General features: G+C 36.6%; 23 protein-coding genes and 3 pseudogenes. 12 read left to right on the top strand and 14 right to left on the bottom strand.

The annotated features are described in order from the left end of the window. The 3 genes from CA730_RS21890 to CA730_RS21880 all read left to right on the top strand — a co-directional run. Positions 1 to 322, top strand: a 322-nt coding sequence (locus CA730_RS21890) for a tetratricopeptide repeat protein (RefSeq protein WP_157750079.1), incomplete at its 5' end; no start/stop codon positions are given. Between the two features lie 207 nt (positions 323 to 529). Further along, complete coding sequence (locus tag CA730_RS21885; protein ID WP_096670528.1) at positions 530 to 1,474, top strand: DUF4351 domain-containing protein; 945 nt, start codon at positions 530 to 532, stop codon at positions 1,472 to 1,474. A 319-nt stretch (positions 1,475 to 1,793) separates the two neighbouring features. Beyond that, positions 1,794 to 2,336: a DUF2808 domain-containing protein gene (locus CA730_RS21880; protein WP_096670526.1), complete on the top strand. Its 543-nt coding sequence runs from the start codon at positions 1,794 to 1,796 to the stop codon at positions 2,334 to 2,336. A gap of 46 nt (positions 2,337 to 2,382) precedes the next feature. Here CA730_RS21880 and CA730_RS21875 read toward each other — a convergent pair whose 3' ends face one another. From CA730_RS21875 to CA730_RS21840, 8 genes are all read right to left on the bottom strand, one after another. Further along, the gene (locus CA730_RS21875) at positions 2,383 to 2,913 is read right to left on the bottom strand and encodes a protein-tyrosine phosphatase family protein (protein WP_096670524.1); all 531 of its coding nucleotides are present in this window, start codon (positions 2,911 to 2,913) and stop codon (positions 2,383 to 2,385) included. A gap of 44 nt (positions 2,914 to 2,957) precedes the next feature. Then, positions 2,958 to 3,908, bottom strand: coding sequence for a HEAT repeat domain-containing protein (locus tag CA730_RS21870; RefSeq protein WP_096670522.1), 951 nt, complete (start codon positions 3,906 to 3,908; stop codon positions 2,958 to 2,960). Between the two features lie 10 nt (positions 3,909 to 3,918). Next, the gene (locus CA730_RS21865; RefSeq protein ID WP_096671728.1) at positions 3,919 to 4,146 is read right to left on the bottom strand and encodes a 4Fe-4S dicluster domain-containing protein; all 228 of its coding nucleotides are present in this window, start codon (positions 4,144 to 4,146) and stop codon (positions 3,919 to 3,921) included. A gap of 30 nt (positions 4,147 to 4,176) precedes the next feature. Beyond that, a complete protein-coding gene (gene metX, locus CA730_RS21860; RefSeq protein WP_456236408.1) occupies positions 4,177 to 5,313 on the bottom strand; it encodes a homoserine O-acetyltransferase MetX in 1,137 nt (378 codons plus the stop codon). Beyond that, positions 5,310 to 6,620 (bottom strand): O-acetylhomoserine aminocarboxypropyltransferase/cysteine synthase family protein, encoded by a 1,311-nt coding sequence (locus CA730_RS21855; RefSeq protein ID WP_096670520.1) that lies wholly within the window; start codon positions 6,618 to 6,620, stop codon positions 5,310 to 5,312. The genes metX and CA730_RS21855 overlap by 4 nt, the downstream gene beginning before the upstream one ends. Positions 6,621 to 6,744: 124 nt before the next feature. After that, positions 6,745 to 7,062, bottom strand: coding sequence for a dienelactone hydrolase family protein (locus CA730_RS21850; RefSeq protein WP_269076486.1), 318 nt, complete (start codon positions 7,060 to 7,062; stop codon positions 6,745 to 6,747). A 113-nt stretch (positions 7,063 to 7,175) separates the two neighbouring features. After that, positions 7,176 to 8,891: a fumarate reductase/succinate dehydrogenase flavoprotein subunit gene (locus CA730_RS21845; RefSeq protein ID WP_096670518.1), complete on the bottom strand. Its 1,716-nt coding sequence runs from the start codon at positions 8,889 to 8,891 to the stop codon at positions 7,176 to 7,178. 130 nt (positions 8,892 to 9,021) lie between these two features. After that, positions 9,022 to 10,104 carry a sulfonate ABC transporter substrate-binding protein gene (locus CA730_RS21840; RefSeq protein WP_096670515.1) on the bottom strand — a complete coding sequence of 361 codons (1,083 nt, stop codon included), beginning with the start codon at positions 10,102 to 10,104 and terminating at the stop codon, positions 9,022 to 9,024. Positions 10,105 to 10,304: 200 nt separating this feature from the next. On the opposite strand from CA730_RS21840, the gene CA730_RS21835 reads away from it, so the two are divergent. Together CA730_RS21835 and CA730_RS21830 are read left to right on the top strand one after the other, a co-directional pair. After that, positions 10,305 to 11,375: an Mrp/NBP35 family ATP-binding protein gene (locus CA730_RS21835; RefSeq protein ID WP_096670513.1), complete on the top strand. Its 1,071-nt coding sequence runs from the start codon at positions 10,305 to 10,307 to the stop codon at positions 11,373 to 11,375. A 73-nt stretch (positions 11,376 to 11,448) separates the two neighbouring features. Further along, positions 11,449 to 11,550 (top strand): annotated as a pseudogene (locus tag CA730_RS21830) (SDR family NAD(P)-dependent oxidoreductase); the annotation flags it as partial. Between the two features lie 788 nt (positions 11,551 to 12,338). Here the strand turns inward: CA730_RS21830 and CA730_RS24715 are convergent. Then, positions 12,339 to 12,497, bottom strand: a complete 159-nt coding sequence (locus tag CA730_RS24715; protein WP_157750041.1) for a hypothetical protein — start codon at positions 12,495 to 12,497, stop codon at positions 12,339 to 12,341. Between the two features lie 6 nt (positions 12,498 to 12,503). On the opposite strand from CA730_RS24715, the gene CA730_RS21825 reads away from it, so the two are divergent. The 6 genes and pseudogenes from CA730_RS21825 to CA730_RS21800 all read left to right on the top strand — a co-directional run. Further along, positions 12,504 to 12,770, top strand: coding sequence for a hypothetical protein (locus tag CA730_RS21825; protein ID WP_096670509.1), 267 nt, complete (start codon positions 12,504 to 12,506; stop codon positions 12,768 to 12,770). Positions 12,771 to 13,154: 384 nt separating this feature from the next. Beyond that, positions 13,155 to 13,556 carry a hypothetical protein gene (locus CA730_RS21820; RefSeq protein ID WP_231939907.1) on the top strand — a complete coding sequence of 134 codons (402 nt, stop codon included), beginning with the start codon at positions 13,155 to 13,157 and terminating at the stop codon, positions 13,554 to 13,556. Further along, the gene (locus tag CA730_RS21815; RefSeq protein ID WP_231939906.1) at positions 13,447 to 13,926 is read left to right on the top strand and encodes a cadmium resistance transporter; all 480 of its coding nucleotides are present in this window, start codon (positions 13,447 to 13,449) and stop codon (positions 13,924 to 13,926) included. The genes CA730_RS21820 and CA730_RS21815 overlap by 110 nt, the downstream gene beginning before the upstream one ends. Positions 13,927 to 14,006: 80 nt before the next feature. Beyond that, on the top strand, positions 14,007 to 14,843 hold the full coding sequence (locus CA730_RS21810; RefSeq protein ID WP_096670505.1) for a sulfite exporter TauE/SafE family protein: 837 nt from the start codon (positions 14,007 to 14,009) through the stop codon (positions 14,841 to 14,843). A gap of 2 nt (positions 14,844 to 14,845) precedes the next feature. Further along, positions 14,846 to 15,388, top strand: coding sequence for a DUF1634 domain-containing protein (locus CA730_RS21805; RefSeq protein WP_096670503.1), 543 nt, complete (start codon positions 14,846 to 14,848; stop codon positions 15,386 to 15,388). Positions 15,389 to 15,651: 263 nt separating this feature from the next. Next, positions 15,652 to 15,966: pseudogene (locus CA730_RS21800) on the top strand (hypothetical protein); the annotation flags it as partial. Positions 15,967 to 16,283: 317 nt separating this feature from the next. Here the strand turns inward: CA730_RS21800 and CA730_RS21795 are convergent. Then, a pseudogene (locus CA730_RS21795) lies at positions 16,284 to 16,769 on the bottom strand (SPFH domain-containing protein). A 125-nt stretch (positions 16,770 to 16,894) separates the two neighbouring features. On the opposite strand from CA730_RS21795, the gene CA730_RS24710 reads away from it, so the two are divergent. Further along, positions 16,895 to 17,041 carry a hypothetical protein gene (locus CA730_RS24710; protein ID WP_157750040.1) on the top strand — a complete coding sequence of 49 codons (147 nt, stop codon included), beginning with the start codon at positions 16,895 to 16,897 and terminating at the stop codon, positions 17,039 to 17,041. A 275-nt stretch (positions 17,042 to 17,316) separates the two neighbouring features. On the opposite strand, the gene CA730_RS21790 is transcribed toward CA730_RS24710, so the two are convergent. From CA730_RS21790 to ssuC, 4 genes are all read right to left on the bottom strand, one after another. Next, the gene (locus CA730_RS21790; RefSeq protein WP_096670501.1) at positions 17,317 to 17,553 is read right to left on the bottom strand and encodes a DUF7219 family protein; all 237 of its coding nucleotides are present in this window, start codon (positions 17,551 to 17,553) and stop codon (positions 17,317 to 17,319) included. A gap of 8 nt (positions 17,554 to 17,561) precedes the next feature. Further along, positions 17,562 to 18,128, bottom strand: a complete 567-nt coding sequence (gene ssuE, locus CA730_RS21785) for an NADPH-dependent FMN reductase (protein ID WP_096670499.1) — start codon at positions 18,126 to 18,128, stop codon at positions 17,562 to 17,564. Positions 18,129 to 18,162: 34 nt separating this feature from the next. Beyond that, complete coding sequence (gene ssuD, locus CA730_RS21780; protein WP_096670497.1) at positions 18,163 to 19,332, bottom strand: FMNH2-dependent alkanesulfonate monooxygenase; 1,170 nt, start codon at positions 19,330 to 19,332, stop codon at positions 18,163 to 18,165. A gap of 155 nt (positions 19,333 to 19,487) precedes the next feature. After that, positions 19,488 to 20,333 carry an aliphatic sulfonate ABC transporter permease SsuC gene (gene ssuC, locus CA730_RS21775; protein ID WP_096670495.1) on the bottom strand — a complete coding sequence of 282 codons (846 nt, stop codon included), beginning with the start codon at positions 20,331 to 20,333 and terminating at the stop codon, positions 19,488 to 19,490. Positions 20,334 to 20,371 lie beyond the last annotated feature (38 nt).

Here is a 20,371-nt window from a genome sequence, read left to right as displayed (position 1 = left end):
AGGAGATAAGCAAGGAGCAATAGATGATTACACTCAGGCTATCAATATTGATCCTAACTATGTCAATGCTTACTACAACCGAGGAGTTATCCGTTCTGAATTAGGAGATAAACAGGGTGCAATTGATGATTACACTCAGGCTATCAAGATTAATCCCAATTATGTAGATGCCTACTACGACCGGGGATTGATCCGTTATCAATTAGGAGATAAGCAGCGTGCAATTAAAGATTTCCAAACAGCCGCAAATATATATAAAAAAGAAGGTAAAGAAACAGACTATCAAGATACTATGGAGATAATCAAAGAAATTAACAAATAATAAATATAAGTTAAGCCAGGTAAGAAAGATCCCCGACTTCTGAATTAAATTTTTTGTAAATAATGAAGATCATTCAAAGAAGTCGGGGATCTAAAAGTGTTGAATACAACACCAAAAATTTTCAAACATCCTCTTACAGAAAATTCATAACTGCTATATAATAGAAGTCTAAATTATTTCCCAGATTTTACTCAAAATTAAAATTTAATGACTAGGTTTATACATGATAAATTCGCCAAAGACTATCTAGAAGAATTATTAAAAGATTACGGAGAAGTCAAAGCATCAGAAAAAGTCTCAGGAGAAATTAAAGAAATTGATGTTTTATTCACACCTGCTAAACAACAAACTTCTAAATTACAAATACTGGGGTTACTAGGAAGACTTGCCGAAAATCCTGCAATAATAGAACCATACCGCAATCCAGCTTCTAGCGATGAAATCTGCGACTGTATTCTCAAGTTATTAGAAGTCAAGGCTTCATTGCGACGAGAAGCCAAAGCCAATAAAATCAAACTTCAGGAGTCAGAAATTCCTAAATTGTGGATTTTAACCCCCACTATATCTGAAACTCGTTTATCTAGCTTTGGAACTATCCAAAAAGAAGATTGGTTATCGGGAGTACATTTTTTAGCAGATGCCATGCGTTCAGCAATTGTGGCAATACACCAACTACCACAAACACCGGAGACTTTATGGTTGAGGCTTTTGGGTAGGGGAAGCGTACAATCACAAGCAATTATCGAGTTGCAAGCGTTACCATTAGATCACCCTTACCAAAAAGCTACCCTGGAATTAGTTTACAACTTGCGCGAAAATTTGAGAGTAAATCAAGAACTAGAAACAGATGATAGGGAGTTAATTATGCGACTAGAACCACTTTATCAAAGAGATAGAGAACAAGCTAAAGAAGAAGGAAGACAAGAAGGAAGACAAGAAGGAAAGCAAGAAGGAAAGCAAGAAGGAAAGCAAGAAGGAGAAAAAAACTTAATACTGCGTCTACTACATCGTCGGATTGGGGAAATTGATGCGTTATTAATCGAGCGAATTACAGGATTATCAATTGAACAGTTAGAAAATTTAGGAGAGGCGTTATTAGACTTTTCTAGTGTTGCTGATTTAGAAGGTTGGTTAACCCAACACTCAATTTAATTCATTTTGATTATTAGGGAGTTAATCATGCAATTATAACCATTTTTCAAACAACCTATACTTGTCATAATCTAAAAACATTAAATCAGGTAGGTTGGGGAGCCATCGCCTTGGACGGGTTTCCCGGCTTGTGGCGAATGGCGTTTGACGTTCTTGTTACCCAATATTTACGGACGTTTGTTGGGTTGCGCTGTCGCTTAACCCAACCTACAAAAACTCTTAACCAAACACTATTGTAATTATTAATAAGTTCCACTTACTAAACTAAAAGGGTGTAATGCAATAGAAAAACCTATTTAAAATATCAAATCCTAAAAACATGAACAACTTTAAAACTCTGTGTAAAACCCTAGCTATTAGTACAGGAATCTTTTTGCTATCTGTTCCTGCTACTTATGGAATACCAGTAACAAAATTATTGACTGCGAAAACAACTTACAATCAAACAGGTTCTTGGGACGCAACTTATTATTTTACAATCAAATTACCAGAATCTCTGGCTAATTGGCAACTGCAACAGGTTGTTTTAACACAAATAGAAGGTGTAGAAAATATTAAATTAAATCAGAAAGACAGTTTTGCTTTCATAGAAGCAAGTGGACAAAAAGAAAAGCTAGGTATTACTCTAACTAAGAGTTTAACTCAACCACAAACTGTCATTGCTACTTTTGATAAACCAGTTTCTGCAAATCAAACAATTACTATCGGTTTAAAACCTTTTTATAATCCTACGAGTGAAGGTATTTATCTATTTCGAGTTCATGTTATTTCTTCTGGTGAAAAAACAAATAATTTAGTTGTGGGAACTGCTCGTTTGCAATTTTACAATGATTTTGATGATCACCTATTTTATCAATGGTAAAGTGTTTATAAATTGCTGATTTTTCAGACAAATTCAGCAATATTCATCAATTATTTAAGAATGCTAGACGACAATTATTCAGCAGCATATTCAATTCTCCTGCAACTTGTAACGGATTTTTACTTAACATTACAGCTTCATGAGGATTCCTCCCTGTTCTTATAACGGCAGAAATTGCATCTTGATTAGAAAATCCCCGCACACTAACTAACCACGCTGCTAATATATGTCCAGTCCGGCCAATTCCACCAGCACAATGCACAACTACTTTTTCATTTTGTTGATTTGCTGTGATTAAAAAAGGCAGTATTTTTTGTGTGAGTGTTTCTAAATCACATAAATGAAAATCTTCAATTGGTGTCCAACAAATTTTCTCATTACCAAATTCTTGCCGATATGTATCTAAAAGATGGGCATAATTAGCTAGTTGTTTTTCACTAAGTAAACAGCAAATTCGCTGAATGTTTTGGGATTTCATAAACTCAATCCAATCATATACCTGATTATCAGTATATCTAGGTTGAGAAGCACCAAAAACTATTGTTTCTTGTTCCCAAGCAGGGGCAAATTTGTACATCTTCAACTTATCCAAATCCCGGACTTATCAAAGAAGTCGGGGATCTATCTCCTTATCTTTTTAATTGCTCTTTCTGCGTAAATAGAAACATCTCGATCAGGATCATCTAGTGCTTGCTGGAGTGCATTTAAAGCCTGAGTATTATCTAAATTACCAAGTGCTATAGCTGCCTCTTTTCTGACATCAGAATATTCGTCTGTTAATGCTTTAATCAAATCAGGTAATAAATTTTGATCTGACATTTTTTGTAATACCTGAAGAACAAACTTTCTCACTTGCCAATGTTCATCTTCTAGCGCAATTTTTAAAGCGGGAATTGCTGCTGAATTAGCATGAATTCCTAAAGATTTAGCTGCATTGCGTCGTACTTGCCAATCAGGATCGGAAGTGAGTGATTGAGTTAATAATTCTACAACTTCTTTATCTGCTAAATGTCCTAAAGTTAATGCTACTGCACGACGGACATTATCATCAGGATCATCCATCAAATATAAAGCTGGTGGACATATTTGCACCTGGTTTAAATAGCGTAGAGTTGTAATAGCAGTTTCTCGTAGTTGTGGATATTTGGAATCAAAGAAAGATAACACCACAGGTAGAGATTGAACATCATGTATCTTCCGCAATAAGATTAAGATGTTAACTTGAAGATTGATATTTTCTTGATGTAGTGCATCCAATAAAAGCAATAAATGATCTGTGGTGACTAATTCACCTAATGCTGATAATCCTTCGGTGCGAACGTCTTCATCTGGGGAAGCAAGAGTTTTTAATAAAGCAGGTACAGCAACAGGATTAGCAAGTTCCCAAAGTGCAGATACGGCAATTTTTTGCACTGCGGTGCTTTCGTCTTCCAGTGCGATAATTAAAGCGTCAACTGCTGTGTCTTCTCCAAGATGCTGTAGAGATTTTACCGCAACTAGGCGATCGCCCTCGCTAACTGAACGCAACATTTCCAACCATTGATTTAACTCTGAATCAGTATCTATAAACATTTCTGTACCTCTACCGCAACAAGAAAGGGATTTGTACTGTAATGGCGTTTGTTGGACATTCCTTCTCACAGGGTAGACAGAACCAACATTCATCATATTTCATATAGGCTTTTCCCGTCTCTGGATTTTTTGCTAATACATCCAGAGGACAAACTTCAATACAAGCAACACATTTTTCTAAACATTTAGATTCATCCACAATTACAGGAATATCTACTCTTTGATTAATTAAAGCCATAATTTTGTAACTCCCTAATTTCATTAAAAATTAACCAAAAAATTTCCATTCTTCCCTAAAAGAAACTACCATTTTATTCAATGCTTCCATATCAATTAAAAACGCATCATGTCCGTGAGTTGACTTGAGCAACCCCAATTGAGCATGAGGGATTAAATCTACTAATTCTTGTTGTTCTACTGGAGGATAAAGAACATCAGAATCAATAGATACAACTAAAGTTGGTTGTTTGATACTTTGCAAAACTGATTGATAATCTTTTCTGTTCCAACTAACATCATGACTATCCATTGCATGAGTTAATGTAATATAAGTATTAGCATCAAAACGTTCTATTAGTTTTTGACCTTGATATTGTAAATAACTGGCGATCGCAAACTTATTAGATTCATCGTACTGTCTTCCAAAACGATTTGTAAAACTCTCCCAATAACGATAAGTAATCATTGCCATCATCCGCGCTACTGCTAATCCTTGGACTGGTGGTGCATCAATTGTATAGTTTCCCCCTTGCCAATTTGGATCTATATAAATTGCCTGTCTTTGGGCTTCACTCAAGCCAATAGACCATGCTGAATGTCTTCCAGGTGCAGCCATTGGTGCGATCGCTCTCACCTTTTCTGGATATAATAAAGCCCATTCTAAAACTTGCATTCCACCCAATGAACCGCCAATTACTAACTGTAGAGATTGAATATCTAAATATTCTAATAGTGTAGCTTGGAGATGAACCATATCCCGAATTTTAATTCTGGGAAAAGATACACCATAAATATTTCCTGTATTTGGGTTAATGGAAGTTGCTCCAGTTGTCCCGTAACAACTTCCTAAAATGTTGCTGCACACAATAAAATCCTGGTCAGGATCAAAGACTTTTCCTGAACCAAACAAATCTCCCCACCAATCATCAGCATCAGCAGAACCAGTTAAAGCATGACAAATTAAGACCCCATTATCGCGGTTTGCGTTTAATTTTCCCCAGATACGATAAGCAACCTGAACACCAACTAATAGTTCACCAGATTCTAATTGAAATGGTGCTGACAATTGATACAACTGGGTTTTTGATGAAATGAAGTCTAAATATTTCATAGAGTAGGGAATAGGGAATAGGGAACAGGGAACAGGCAATTTTCCCTCTGCACTCATACTTTCTTTTACTGTCACCTGTCACCTGTCACCTTCTTAAATGCTTGCTCAAAATCCTCCTTAATATCGTCAATATGTTCAATTCCCACAGATACCCGCACCAAATCTGATGTGACACCAGCCGAAATTTGTTCACTATCACTTAGCTGTTGATGAGTTGTAGAAGCAGGATGAATGACAAGGGTTTTTGCATCACCAACATTTGCTAAATGACTGGCTAATTTCACATTACTAATAAAGGCTTTACCTGCTTCTAATCCCCCCTTAATACCAAAATTAAGAACGCCACCAAAGCCATGTCTGAGATATTTTTTAGCGCGTTCATGATAGGGATGATTGGGAAGTCCTGGATAATTAACCCATGCTACTTGCTCTTGTTGTTCTAACCACTGAGCTAATTCTAAAGCATTGTTGATATGACGTTCTACACGCAGGGAAAGAGTTTCTAATCCTTGCAATAAAAGAAAAGCGTTAAATGGACTTAATGCTGCGCCAAAGTCTCTTAATCCTTCTACTCTGGCACGAATAATAAAGGCAATATTGCCAAATTGACTACCTTTGCCAAACACTTCTTGAAAATTCAATCCATGATAAGCGGGGGAAGGCTCGGTAAAGAGAGGAAATTTGCCGTTACCCCAATCAAAATTACCAGAATCAACTATTACGCCGCCAATAGATGTACCATGCCCACCTATCCATTTAGTAGCAGATTCTACAACAATATCTGCACCATGTTCAATTGGTCGTGCTAGATATCCACCTGCACCAAAGGTATTATCTACAATTAAAGGAATACCATTTTCGTGGGCAATGTGGGCTAAAGCTGCAAAATCGGGAATGTTAAATTGGGGATTACCAATGGTTTCAACGTACAAGGCTTTGGTGTTTTCATCAATTGCCTGACGGAAATTTTCTGGATCATCTCCTTCTACAAATTTGACATTTATCCCTAATCGTGGTAAAGAAACTTTGAACTGGTTATAAGTTCCCCCATAGAGGAAACTGGTAGAAACAATATTATCTCCTGCTTGAGCGATCGTACTTATTGCCAAAAATTGTGCCGCTTGACCGCTCGCAGTGGCTAAAGCTGCCACACCTCGTTCTAAAGCCGCAATTCGCTTTTCAAATACATCCGTTGTCGGATTCATGATCCGGGTATAAATGTTACCAAATTCCTGGAGAGCAAATAACCGCGCTCCATGTTCAGCATCATCAAAAACGTAGGAAGTGGTTTGATAAATTGGTACAGCGCGGGCATTAGTACCAGGTGCAGGTTCTTGTCCAGCATGGACTTGTAGTGTTTCAAAACGATAATTTTCTGACATGGGTATTACTTCAGTAGGTTGATTATCAGTATAAATTTAGATGTAGAGACGTTCCATGGCACGTCTCTACAAAAACAAAAAACGCATCTACAAAGACAAAAAACGTCTCTACAAAGATTTTCACTCACACTCCATATTGTTGAAACCATTCCTGGAGACGTTGCCAACCATCCTGGGCTTCTTTTTCGCGGTAAGAAGGGTAAGAAGGGCGATAATCGGCAAAAAAGGCGTGAGGTGGATCAGGATAAACAATTATCTCTGATTTACTGCTGCTAGATTTGAGTTTTTCTCGTATTTGTTCTACTGTGTCCACAGGAATACCTGTATCTTGACCTCCATAGAGTCCCAGCACGGGGACTTTGGACACAATTGCACGAATTTCGTCAATGTTGCTTAATTTTGAGACATCATCAAATTCACGGCGTGTTATCTCTTGAATCATCTTTAAATTACCTTAAAAGAAACCTAACATTATCAATCTTTTTGTTGGGTGGTGCTGTTGCTTAACCCAACCTACTTTTTCTTGACTTAACCGTATTAACTTAATCATTCCATTTATCTAACAGCAACGTTATAAACTTCTTGCTGTAAATCAACCTCCACAACATAAGGCTCAACTGGACGCTTAAATAAGATCATTTCTGCTGCTTCATCTTTTTTCAAATTGACGTGACAGAACCACTCTTCATTATTCTTATTTGGATAATCCAACCGATAATGATATAAACCCCAACGACTTTCCCGACGATATAAAGATGCTCGTGCTGCCATTTCTGCACAATCACGAATAAAATGTACTTCCATACATCGCATTAATTCATGAGGATCACGCGCTCCCATTTGGGCTAATACTTCATGATATTGCACAAAATTATTTAGTCCAATTTCTATTTTATTACCGGATTTTGGCGGTTGTAAATAATCATTCACCAGTCGGCGTAATTTATATTCAACTTGGGTATGGGGAATCCCATTAGGTTGATTTAATGGTGCGTAAATTCTTGCTTTTTCTGCCTCCAAAAAGTCAGTATCAGGTTCTAAATGTTCTAAATTTTCAATATAATCAATGGCATTTTCTCCTGCTAACCGACCAAAGACAAATGCACCAATCATATAATTATGAGGAACACTGGCCATATCTCCGGCTGCATAGAGTCCAGGTACTGTAGTTTCTGCTTTTTCATTCACCCACACACCAGAGGCACTATGTCCACTACATAATCCTATTTCTGAGATGTTCATTTCTACCCCATGAGTGCGGTAATTTTCACCTCTACCCTCATGAAAACGTTCTCTACTCGGTCGTTCATTTGCCCATAAAACAGACTCAATTTCAGAAATTGTATCCTCATCCAAATGAGTCATTTTCATTTGAATGGGTCCTTTACCAGAGTTTAATTCTTTCCAGATTTCTAACATCATTTGTCCACTCCAATAATCGCAATTAATGAAGCGGTTTCCTTCAGAATTGGCGGTATATGCTCCATATGGTCCTGCAACATAGGCACAGGCTGGACCATTATAATCTTTGATTAATGGGTTGATCTGGAAACATTCAATATTGCTTAATTCTGCTCCTGCATGATAGGCCATTGAATAACCATCTCCGGCATTTGTAGGATTTTCATAAGTTCCATAAAGATAGCCGGATGCAGGCAAACCCAAACGTCCACAAGCACCTGTAGAAAGTATAACAGCTTTAGCTTTAATAAGTACAAAATCTCCACCGCGCACATCAAACCCAACTGCACCAATGGCTCTACCATTTTTTACTAATATTCTAGTTGCCATAACGCGGTTTGTAACCTTAACTTTATGGCGTTTAACTTGGCGGGTAAGAATGGTTTTTAAGTCTTTACCTTCTGGCATGGGTAAGACATATTTTCCTACCCGATGCACTTGTTTAACGTCGTAATTTCCTTGAGGGTCTTTTTGGAATTTAACACCCCAATTCTCTAATTCTTGAATGGTTTCAAAACCTAATTTACCCGTTGCGTAAACTGCTTTTTGGTGAAGAATGCCATCGTTAGCAATGGTGACTTCACGGACGTATTGTTCTGGGGTAGAATTGCCAGGAATGACGGCTGTATTGACTCCATCCATTCCCATTGAAATCGCCCCACTACGGCGTATATTTGCTTTTTCTAAAATTAACACCTCAGCATCAGGATTTGCCTGTTTGGCTTTAATCCCTGCCATTGTTCCCGCAGTCCCACCCCCAATTACTAAAACGTCGGTTTTTAGCCACTGTGTATTGATGTTTTTTACCATATACCACTCTTTTCAGAATTCAAAATTTTTTTCTCACGCAGAGGCGCAGAGGGCGCAGAGAAAGTCAGGGAAGATTTTTAGAAATAATTTATAGTTAGTAATTTTTCTATTACGAATTACCAACTATAAATTATTTATGTTCTTGCCAAACTACTTCTTTAACCTTGATTTCTTTAGGAATCAATTTGATTTTATAAAAAGTATCAGCAATTTCTTGTTGTTTGCTAATTACTTCCTCTGTTAGAGGTAGTACACCATAATCGCGCCGCCTTTCTGCTGTTTCTAAAACAGCCGCATCTATACCCAATACAGGAGAAAGTAACTGAGCTACTTCAGTAGGATTATTTTTTGCCCAATCGCTGACTTTATTTACCCCATCCAAAACTGTTTTTAAACCTTCTGGATTTTTATCTACAAAAGATTTAGCAGCCAAATAATAACCAAGATTGGGAGCTAATCCAGTTGCATCTGTGAGAGTGCGTGCGCTAGTTGCTTTTTCGGCTGCGGCTAAAAATGGGTCCCAAATTGCCCAAGCATCAACATTTTTACCTTCAAAGGCTACACGAGCATCAGCCGGTGGAAGGAAAGTTGGTTTGATATCGGTGTATTTTAATCCAGCTTTTTCTAAGGCTTTGATTACTAAATAGTTAGTATTTGATCCTTTCGCAAAAGCTACTTTTTTACCTTGAAGATCAGCCACACTTTTAATAGGTGAATCCTTGTGGACAATAATCGCTTCTGCTTTGGGAGTCCACGGATCATAAGCAACATAAACAAAAGGAGTACCTGCGGCTTGAGCAAAAATTGGTGGTGCTTCTCCGGTGTAACCAAAGTCAATACTGCCAGCGTTTAATGCTTCTAACATCGGTGGTCCTGCGGGAAATTCAACCCAAGTGACAGAACCACCAGAAGGTTTTAAGGCTGTTTCTAATTCCCCTTTTGCTTTTAGTGAGTAGAGGATAGTTGCTGCTTTTTGGTAGCCAATACGAATTACGGTATTGCTATTTGTTGCATTAGAAGTTGGACTCGGACTAATTTTTTCAGTGGTTCCCGTATTTTCGCTTGTGTTAGGGGAACAAGCAGAAATAGCTAAAGTCAAACTTAGCCCAACTGCAAATAGTAAGGAAAAATTGCGAATGTTCGGCTGTTGATATTTTTTCAGGAAGGTGATTCCAGCTTTCAATAGTCGAAATAGTGAGAACTTAGTCAACATTACTCTACTTGTAAAGGTCAATAAAATATTCAAACTTTAAGTCAATTCATGATAAAATACAGTATATCAGTCGAGTTACCGTACTTTATTCTTAAAATATCACATAGAGGAAATTGAAATGCAAGTTTTTCTTTAAAAAAAGTAATTATCCTGTCAGTTAGTTATTAATTTTGTGATTTTATATACCAGGTGACTGTAAAATGCTGAAAAAATCAAATTTGAACAATAGCCTTTTGCAAGCGGAAGTACAAACAGATTCTCCCAATTTCCGACAAGAAGAAGTTATCCAACTTCTGAAACAAGTAATCGAACCTACCCTAAAAAACGATATAGTTAGTTTAGGAATGGTGCGAAATCTGCGGATAGTTGATCAATATATTTATTTACGCTTGTATATAGGTTCTCGTCAGCAGCACTTAGAAGCAGAGATTAAAGCAGTATTATCATCATTAACTTGGTGTAAAAAAAACTACATTCAAGTTTGTACAATTCCAGGGGTAAAAACGACATTAGCCATATCTAGCGGTAAAGGGGGTGTGGGTAAATCCACAACCGCAGTTAATTTAGCCGCAGCGTTGAAATTAACGGGAGCAAAGGTGGGTTTATTAGATGCTGATGTTTATGGTCCCAACGTTCCTCAGATGCTTGGATTAGGACAATCTGAAGTTAGGGTTATTAATACTGCTAATGGGCAGAAATTTTTACCATTAGAAGCTCATGGTATCAAAGTCATGTCTGTAGGATTGTTAGCAGAACCGGATCATCCTTTAGCCTGGCGTGGACCTGTATTACATAAAATCATTACTCAATTTATACATGATGTTGAATGGGGAGAATTGGACTATCTGTTAATAGACTTGCCTCCTGGTACTGGTGATGCTCAAATTACGATTGTGCAAGAAAGCCCGATTTGTGGGGTGATATTGGTAACAACACCTCAAAAGGTCGCTGTTGCTGATGTGCGTCGCAGTATCTATATGTTTCGCCAAGTGGGTGTTCCTGTTCTCGGTATTATCGAGAATATGAGCTATTTTATCGGCGTAAATGGGAAAGAAATTCCGATTTTTGGTAGTGGTGGCGGTGAAACTTTGTCAAATGAACTCCAAGCACCGCTTTTAGGCAAAATTCCCCTCGATCCTCGGATCTGTAATGGTGGTGATACTGGGCAACCGCTTACCCTTTTTGATTCTAGTTTAGCTATAAGTCAGGTATTTATACACATTGCTACGGCATTGGAGGCTACTTTTCTTGCTTTTTCTAGTGATTTGTGAGATGCTTGATTTTAACTATACGGTAATTTGATAAAGTTACCGTATTTTAAATATATTAATCAATGGGTTCACTATGGTAAGTAAATTAGAAGGGAAAGTGGCTATTATTACCGGGGCTTCTTCGGGAATTGGTAAAGCTACAGCGATCGCTCTAGCAGCAGAGGGAGCAAAAGTGGGGACTGATGTGTTATCCATACAGACCCTTGGGCTTCATTAGGACAAGAAATATTACCGTCAGATATTTTAGCTACTACTGCTACTTCCAGCCGAATTATTTACAGTTTAAAACCAGCAGCAAAAGTAGCTTTTAAAGATGGTAATGAACAAGAAATTGAAATTCTAGAATTGTCAAATTATGTTACAAAATTGACTTCAGAATCAGAAGCCACAGCCGCAAAAATTAAAGAAGCAATTGTTTAATTGTTGTAGGGTGTCTCACTTTGTACATATTTTAGACACCCTAAAATTCCCTACTCAAAACAGACTCTACTGTTTTCCCAAACTGCCATTTTATACTATTGATAAGGCTTGCACTGTTTTTGTTAACAACATTTAGAGGCGATCGCAATCGCACAATCTTTAAACCACAACATATACATAAAGCTTGGCAGCGATTAGAACAGCAGAATTGGTTGGCTGCAAAATAAAAATATATTGGTGATTTACACCCAGGAAATGAGCGAAGAAATAGATGATTTAGTAGCAGATGTAGAAATTGAAGAATAGACAGTGGGAGATAGGGGATATGCATTTACTTGTAATGATTGGCATTGACACTGTTCCCTGTTTCCTCTTATCAACTTGTCAATTTAGTATAACAAGTACGGTAAAACCTGAATAATTACCCTTCTAAAATCTCTATAAATGAACCCAGCAATTACAGTCACCCAAAAACAACTCTCACAATTTCTGCTGAATGTAGCAGTAGTACGACCCATATTTATTTGGGTGTAATTCAGATTGTTAAAACATAAAATTAACAGCCGCGAATAATTTATCTAGTTCATAAATTGTAAAAGGAGTCATATTTTTGGTAAACTTATTATCTTCTAGTTTACCAAATTGCCATGTTGCGCCATTAGAAACAATCCCCCAAATAATGATTTGATAATCTCTAACCAAAAATTTATGGGACAATTAGAATTAATAGTTCGAGTGTCAGATCAAGACAAAGCAGAAATGTTGACAAAGATTCTTACGTTCTTAGATTTTGTCAACTCTGTAGAAATAATGGAAGATAAACCAACTACAGAAATAATTTTTCTGCCAAAAATAAAACGAAAACGTCATAATTATCTCTACTCACTGAACAATGAGCAATTTCAAATTACCACCATCAATTCAGATTTGCAACAATATCATTTTGATTGTTATGATACCCAGTCTTTGATCTAAATTACATATTTGTCTAGACTTATATTCCACTATATTTAAGGGTTTTCGTCATATATTACGCCAATTTCCTCACAACTATATAGTGTATTTTCCTATACTAATAACAATTATTTTAAAAATATTTTTATATATAAATTCATTCACCCGAACTCCGATGATCTTTTGAGGATTTAACAATTAAAAATAAATCCTCAAAAAAATAATCCGAAATACTTGCATAATACAAATACATCAGGTACTATTTGAGTTGTCAAAGAAAACACAAACAACAATGGTAACTGCAAGTAATAGATATGGGGGGTTTGGGTAACGCCCACGCAGCTAATAGAACTCAGAAGTGTTGCCGTCACAATATGTTCGCTTTTGACATTTTTTATCCCGGCAATGATGTCTTTTTTTTATATCAAATTATTCGTTTGTATGGGCTATTTGGGGGCTATTTGTAGTTATGGATTTTTAACTGTTTATATTCTTATTTCTGTTGCTGCTCCAGTCTATCTCTACAAAATCAAAAAACTCCGTCCCATAGATGTGGTGTTTGCTGTGTTAGCTGTGGTATTCATGATGATCCCAGTTATTGGTAGTGTGGGGATTCCTGGTAGTAGCCTATTTCCCACGCCGGAAGCTCCTTATAATAGCTTTCCTTATTTGTTCTTGTTGTATCTTTCTGCCACTTGTGGCTGGTTTTTTTGGCGGTTTAATCTTACCCCGTTCTTGGATTGGCTTATTTGGTTTAGTCCCAATCATCATGGGGATCAAAAGTTTAATGAATCAAGAAGAGGATGAATCAGAGGATGTGGAGACAGATACAGAAGTTGCAGAGCGATCGCTATGGGCGAAGTTCTTCAATTTGCAAACTTATAGTGTTGCGGCTGTGACATTTGCCAATGGAACAGATAATATTAGTATTTATGTGCCGATATTTGCCAGCAGTAATTGGCAAAGTCTATTAGTAATTTTGGGTATTTTCTTTTCATTAGTGGGGGTGTTGTGTTACGTAGCATATAAGTCAACTCATAATCAAGCTTTGGCTAACCTTTTTACCAAATATGGTAATTATGGTAATCGTTTTATGCCCTTTGTCTTAATCGGATTAGGTACTTTTATCTTCCTCGATAGTCCTAGTTTTAGTCTTCTCAATCTTATCCATAAATAAATTCTTTTCTTGTGTTTACGTCCTGCTGACAAAAATTATCAAGGTTCATAAATATAGATTAAACAAAAGGGGAATTCAAATTGAGCATATTAGCATTTTCTTTACTGGTTTGGTTGGGATCATTTAGTGCCGGCTTAGTCGGAGCATTAACTGGTTTAGGTGGTGGAGTCGTCATAGTTCCGTTATTAACTTCCGTCTTTGCTGTTGATATTCGCTACGCCGTTGGAGCATCATTAGTATCAGTTATTGCGACATCATTAGGTTCAGCATCTACATATATTAAAAAAGGCTACGCTAATCTGCGCTTGGGAATGTTCCTGGAAGTAGCCACCACCATTGGCGCTCTGATTGGGGCTTTAATTGCCACTCATGTAACCGTAAAAATACTTTCCCTGATTTTGGCAATTGTGCTAATTTATTCAGCATACCTGTCTCAACGCCCCAGACCAGAACAAACAGAAATTGCTCCACCAGATCCTTTGGCAGAATATCTCCAACTTAATGGTACTTACCCCACTCCTGATGGTGTAATTCCTTACCAGGTTCATGCTTTACCTGCTGGGTTCAGTATTATGTTAGTAGCCGGAGTGCTTTCTGGTTTATTAGGGATTGGTTCGGGAGCATTCAAGGTATTGGCGATGGACCAAGCCATGCGTCTCCCTTTTAAAGTTTCGACTACTACCAGCAATTTTATGATTGGTGTCACAGCCGCAGCGTCAGCAGGTGTTTATTTAACGCAGGGATATATAGATCCAGGTTTATCTATGCCGGTGATGTTGGGAGTGCTACCAGGTGCTTTTTTGGGAGCCAGAATTTTAATCGGTGCTAAAACTCAAATTCTCAGAATTATCTTCAGTTTTGTATTGGTAGTAATGGCATTAAAAATGGTCTATAACAGTCTAATAGGAGGGCTGTAATTATGTATAAATTAAATTCTGGTTTTCGCTGGACCTGCACAACACAGGTAGAAAGAAAAGTTGGAACTTTCACTTTTCAATTAGAGGAGCAAGATTCTGATATTCAACAGTTAGAAGAACAGCGGCTTAAAAATCATGATGATGAAAATTTAAGTAATCAAAAACTTACAAAATCAGCAAGTGAAAAACAATTAGAATATCTACTCAGTAACCTGCTAATGTATGGAGTTTTAATCGCTAGTTCTATAGTATTATTTGGGGGTATACTATATTTAATTCATCATGGCTCTGAGCCTGCGGAATATCAAATATTTATAGGCACACCATCTGAGTTTCACTCCCCCATAGGTGTAGTAAATGCTGTTTTCGCAGGTAGCCGCCGGGGAATTATTCAATTAGGGCTGTTAATACTCATTGCCATCCCCATTTTGCGCGTAATCATTTCTTTCTGCACTTTTCTTTTACAGCGAAATTTTATCTATGTCGTCATTACATCATTAGTGCTTGCTAGTCTAACTTATAGCCTGGTTGGCGCATATTACTAATATAGGACTCCTATTTGATTTTTGAACAAGACTCAGTAGGTATCAATTCTGTCTTTCCTGTTCCCTGTTCCCTGACCACACAAGTAAATATGGCTTCCGCCACGCTGCGCTATCAGGAATCAAACCGGATTCTTATATTTTCCACAGTCGTGACTATTTCTCAATGTTGGACATTTTCTCGTTTCCTAAGTTAAACTACACTAAGACGATAGAATTAGTGTAGTTTTATGGACAACATCCAAGTAGAAAGTCCAAAAGTCACCATGAATAGCGAAAACACACAAATCTCTTTAGCGCAGCCAAGCATGAATATTGGGAAGAAACTCAGAGGTGGATTCTTGTTAATGTTGGGATACTTGCTTTCTCCCCTATGTTGGTGGAATGACTTATTATTTAATCTACCCATTGCCTACTTTTTTGGGTATTTATGTAGTTTATTATCGCCAAAATTACTTTTTCCTTGTACTATTCTTGGCTACTGGCTATCAAATATTATAGGCATCCTGTTGATGCAATATGGTTCAGTAGATATGTTTCAACAAAAAAGCAAGGAACGTAATTTGAAAAAAAGAATTATTTAACCCACTTTCCGCACTTCATTTTGTAATACGCAAATATTTCCATAATTTTATTTTTTATCGTTTAATAAAACACATATTTTATCCATCATTTTAGGTATTAATATTGAACAATTTAACCCTTGTTAGGAATAATTCTTGAAAAGATGGATACTACATTGTGAAGTGCGGAATATGGGATTTAACAGTCTCATTTCTTCAACTGCATATACATTAGTTATTGTACTTTTAATTCAATTGAAGATTATTGATACTCCTGTTTTATTTACTAATGGGTAATTGAGAAGTGGTGGAATTACTCCACCATTTCCCTATTGTTAATTTCCACTGGCTGTAATTAACTCCTGAATATTCCCAAGCTTCAAATTATCTTTACCCATAATTAGTGGTAGCTTTCCATTCTGGGCAATGACTTCTTTTAATACCTCTTCAATTGCTGGATTTATAATAGATTCGATAACCTGATTTTCATCACCAATTTGTTGAAATATTCTATTAACTTTATTTGGTAAAAAATGCCAATTAAGAGCTACATCTGTAAAAACATTTTGTAGATCTTTAGAAGCTGCTTCAGTGGATATTTCCTACTTATGAATTCTGATACTTAATTTTTTGACTGTATTGACAACAGGTATGATTAAGTGGATACCTTCTCCTAATATTTGTTCTTGAATTTGACCAAATTTCATTAATACACCACGTTCACCAGCATTAACTATCACACAAGGTGTGAGCAAAATGGTAAGCAAACATAATAAAGCAGTCAATTTGCCAGGATTATTTAGCCTATTATATTTTTTCATCCCTAATTTCCATAACTAAGAGAATTTTGATTAGTGAGATAGAATTTTATCCAGTTAGAATGAACTTACCTGAATCTTTGGCTGATTGGCAATTACAATAGGTTGTTTTCACACAAATAGACGCTGTGGAAAATATTGAATTTGATCAAAAAAACAGTATTGGTTTTGGAGAAACAAATGGACAAAAAAAGCTAGGTATTACCCTAGCCAAAAATCCACATCAACCGCAAACTGTTATTGCTATTTTCAACCAACTAGTTACCGCTAATTAAACAATTACCATCGGTTTAAAACCATTTTATAATTCCACCAACGAAGGTATTTATCAATTTTGAATCCAGGTTATTTACCCTGGAGAAAATGTAAATAATTTAGTTGTGGGAACTGCTCGCTTGCAATTCTACGACAATTTTGATGATGGAACATACAAACGATGGTAATTTTTTTGGGTTTATTAGTTGGGGTAAGATCCCCGACTTTTTATTTGATGATGCCAATTAAATTATTAACCAATGATAGAAGTCGGGGATCTACTTTTTTTAGCAAATTAATATTTTTTCTTGGACATTTTTAACTGTTTCCAGAGAATATGTATTTGTTTATAAGCCTCTTCTGAGGAAAGTTTACCACCAGTTTGTAGACCAGAAATATAGTTCACTCGTTGCGAAAAATCTTGAAGTTGAGCATTAAATTCTAAATGTTCTGACTTCAAATCTCCATAATAAGGACTACGAGGATAAAGAAAATCAGATAGTTCCGATAGCAAATCAGAGTATTGATTCATAGATACCTTTAGTTACTATATGCTAATTCCTTGACATCAGGTTGAGACTTATTAACAGCTTGGACGAATTCTGTTAAAACCTCTTTGAGACGTTGATCAATTTCTTCATCCAATTGCAAACTACCATCAGCTTGAATTTGAATTTGCTTATCTACTGCGTAAACTGTACTTAAAATATGTCTTGCACCTAATTCACCTAAAACTGGTTTTAAGGCATATTCTATTGATAATAAATGAGCGATTGTACCACCAGTAGCTAATGGTAATAAAACCTTACCATTTAAAACTTTTTGTGGCAATAAATCTAAAAAAGATTTGAGTAACCCAGTATATGCAGCCTTATAAATTGGCGTAGCAATAATTACCCCACTAGCTCGTTCTAGTAGTGCTTTTGGTTTTTCTAAAGCTGGACTATTGTAACGTCCATAAACTAAATCTTCCGCAGGTAAATCCCGTACAGAAATAATATCTGTTTCTAAACCTTGTTGAGAAAGAATTTGAGTTGCATATTCTAAAATTCCATAGGTTCTAGAAGGATGAGAAGGACTACCCGCAATTGCTAAAATATAAGTCATCTGACAAAAACCTCTTGATTTAATTAATTTTCAACTAATCTACGGTGGCTACTGTTGTTTCTCTAAGTTGTTCTTGAAGCTGTTGAGGAAATTCCCGGTTAGCAACAATTTCACCAAAAGGACTTAATAATTGTGGTTCTATTGTTGGTAAATTATCCAAAGGTAAACGAGGAAAAAGCAATTCTGCTACCCGATAAGCTTCCTCTAAATGGGGATAACCAGAGAAAATAAAAGTATCAATTCCTATGTCCGCATATTCCTGCATTCTTTTAGAAACAGTATCGGGATCACCTACTAATGCAGTTCCCGCACCACCCCGAACTAAACCAATTCCTGCCCATAAATTAGGGCTAATTTCTAATGCTTCCCGACTGCCATTATGTAATTCCTTCATGCGGTTTTGTCCAACTGAATCCATTCTGGCATAAGCTTGTTGGGATTTTTTAATAGCCTCATCATCTACATAACGAATCAAATCATTAGCCGCATCCCAAGCTTGACTCTCAGTTTCTCTGACAATGACATGAAGACGAATACCAAAGCTTAATGTTCGGCCTTGTGCTTGTGCCAAACGTCTCACAGAAGCAATTTTTTCTGCTACTTGTTGAGGTGGTTCACCCCAAGTTAAATAAACATCAACGTGCTTCGCAGCAATTACTTGGGCAATCGGAGAAGAACCACCAAACCACAAAGGAGGATGAGGTTTCTGGATATTAGGGAATAGAATTTTCCCCTCTTTAATATTGAGATAATCACCTTCAAAGTTAGAAATTTTACCTCCAGCAATTTCTCGCCAAACTGTTAAAAATTCATCAGTTAGTTGATAGCGATCGTCATGACTAAGATGCAACCCATCACCAGCCAATTCAACAGGATCACCACCAGTCACGACATTAATTAATAATCTTCCGCCAGAAATTCTATCAAAAGTTGCTGCCATTCTCGCCGCTACTCCTGGTGACATCAACCCCGGACGGATTGCTACTAAAAACCGCATTTTTTTAGTGTATGTTACCAAAGTTGAAGCCAAAATCCAGGCATCTTCACAGGAACGACCTGTAGGTAATAAAGCCCCTGTAAACCCTAATTGATCAACCGCTTGGGCAATCTGTCGCCAATAATCAAAGTTAACTGAACGACCGCCTGTAGCAGTTCCTAAATAACGTCCATCGCCATGTGTGGGAATAAACCAAAGAACTTGCATAATTCTTATTTAAGTGTAAAATTTTTCAATCAATAACTACGTTAACTCTATCGGTAAACCGTATTATTTGGGTAATGCTTAAGAGTATTACACAAATGAATCAAGAAAAGCAATACTTTTGCAAAAATACTTTAACTCTATCGAGTATGAGTAGATTAACCCTTCAAATAACTGGGATTCCATTGCAACCAGTAGTTTTCCAGGGCTTTAGCAACTATATCAGCCAGCTTGCCGAACAACGCATAGATTACAATACTTAAAACGACAACATCAGTTTGCATAAATTCTCTAGCATTTGTTGCCATATAACCAATTCCAGAATCCGCAGCAATTGTTTCTGCCACAATCAGTGTTAACCACATAATCCCTAAAGAAAACCGCACACCTACTAAAATTGAAGACATTGCCCCTGGGAGAATAATTCGCCAAAATAAACCCCAAGTATTTAAACCGTAAATTTTACCCATTTCAATCAATCCGTGATCAACACTACGAATCCCATGAAAAGTGTTTAAATAAATGGGAAACATTACACCTAAAGATACTAGAAATAATCTCGCTTCATCACCAATACCAAACCATAAAATTACTAATGGAATTAATGCTAAGTTAGGAATATTCCGCAACATTTGTAATGATGTATCTAGTAACTTTTCCGCAATCGGAGAAACACCATTCAGCAAACCTAAACTAAATCCAATACTTCCCCCAACTAAAAACCCAGATATTGCCCTTATGGCACTAATACCAATATTTCTGAAAAGTTCACCTGTCTGAGTTAATTTAATAGCAGCACTAACAACTGCTAAAGGTGCTGGTAATATTCTCGTGGGAATAACCCCAATAGAAGACAAAAATTGCCACAATATAATTATTGTTATTGGTACAAGCCAAGGTATAAATGATTGAAAATAAGGATTTTTTATTAACTTCAAAGAAAACTTATTTTTTTTATTTCCATACTTTGAGGAAAAATCAGTAGCAGGAGAAGAAACTTTCATAATAATTTATTAAGTGATGAGGAAAATAATTATGGCGA

Origin of the sequence: Dolichospermum compactum NIES-806 (assembly GCF_002368115.1) — a bacterium.
Classification (GTDB): Bacteria; Cyanobacteriota; Cyanobacteriia; order Cyanobacteriales; family Nostocaceae; genus Dolichospermum; species Dolichospermum compactum.
This window is presented reverse-complemented; position numbering and strand designations above follow the sequence as displayed.